Raw genomic sequence first — 1,551 nt, forward strand, 5'->3', positions numbered from 1 at the left:
GATTCGCGTGATTGCCGCTGTTTTGGCGGGATGCTGAGGGCCCGGCGCGGGGCCGGGTTCCTCCGTGTCGCTGGTCGTTGCGTGGGGTCCGGGGTCAGCCGGTGGGCCGGGGCAGTGCGGCGAGTTTGCTGAATGCGCTGGTCAGGGCGTCGGTCCAGGGCCAGTTGGCGGCGATGGCCAGGCGGGTTCGCCGGGCGGTGCGGGTGATCCGGCCCGCGACGTGCAGCAGCCGGTAGCGCAGCTTCTTCGGCTCGGCGGTGGCCAGCTCGCCGTCCAGGAGCAGGACCTGGGTCCAGGAGAGCAGGTCGATGCCGGTCAGGGCGAGTTGGAGCCAGGCCTGATTGATCGCGAAGTGCCGGGACGGGAACCGGCCGAAGCCGGTGTTCTTCCCGCAGCGGATCCGGTCCTCGACGCGGGCGTGGCCGCGGTGGCGGGCCTCGAGGAACTGGATACCACCATGGCCGGGCGGAGTGTCGGTGGCGACGACTTGATGCCGCCAGCCTTCGATGGTGTCGAACAGCGACAGTTGGGCGCCGGGGTGCGGGCGTTCCCGGCGGACGAGGAACCGGGTGCCCTCCGGCCAGCCGGTCGGGTCGAACAGGCCGGTGATCTCGCAGACTTCGGCATGCTCGCGCAGGTCACCGCCGGTGTCCACGGCGGGAACCCAGCCGGTCGCGGCTCGGATCGCCGCCCGCACGCCCTCGGTGATCGCGGCACCGACGGAGAACCGGATGTCCAGGTGCTGGTCGCGCAAGGATCGGATGTGGGCGAGGAACCCCTGGCTGGAACCGGCCGAATCGGCGCGGAGCAGGATCGGGGTGCCATACCGATGCTGGTCGGGGATCTGGGCGAGGGCTTGGTCGAGCACGGTGATGTGATCGGCGGTGGTGTTCGAGCCGGCCCGGCCTTCGCGCAGCAGCCCGGCAAGGGCTTCGCCGGTGTTGTCCAGGAAGCAGAGCAACGGGTGGAAGCCGAAGGTCTTCTTCCAGGTGCGGGTCGCCGATTCCTTCTCGCAGTGGCAGAGCACGATCGTCGCGTCGATGTCCAGGATCAGCCCGTCGACCGGCAGGCCGGCCGCGGAGGCCTGCGGCAGGTCACCGCGGGTGTCGGCATACTGGGCCCAGGCGACCTCGCGGGCTTGGGCCCGGGCGGACCGCAGCACGGCGAGTGTCGCCTCGTCCAGTTGCGACAGCAGCCGCCAGGCGGTCGGGTCGGAGGCGACCGGCCCGAACAGGCCGGCCTGGTTACGCAGCACCGCCAGGTCGGCGATGGCCTCGCCGCCGTCGGCCAGCATCACCGCCAGATCGACGGCGATCCGGCCCGGGTCGTGTCCGCGCTGCCGTTGCCGCAGCCCAGCCAGGGCCCGACTGAATGCGCTGGTCAACCCAGTCGCATCAGCGAGGTCGGCGAGCAGCCGGGCACCAGCGTGACCGACCACGCCCCGCCCACCCCCGGTCACCATGATCTTCGGACGTGTTGCGGTAGCCTTCACCCAGCAAGTGCCTTCCGTGACGGGTTAACAGGACTCTCGACAAGCCCTATTTTCCCTGA

The 1,551-nt window shown here is 70.6% G+C and carries 1 protein-coding gene; it reads right to left on the reverse strand.

The window, feature by feature from the left end:
- Positions 1–94 precede the first annotated feature (94 nt).
- Complete coding sequence (locus ACVCAH_RS37830; protein ID WP_447141002.1) at positions 95–1,492, reverse strand: IS1380 family transposase; 1,398 nt, start codon at positions 1,490–1,492, stop codon at positions 95–97.
- Positions 1,493–1,551 lie beyond the last annotated feature (59 nt).

It is taken from the genome of Micromonospora sp. LZ34 (assembly GCF_052981855.1).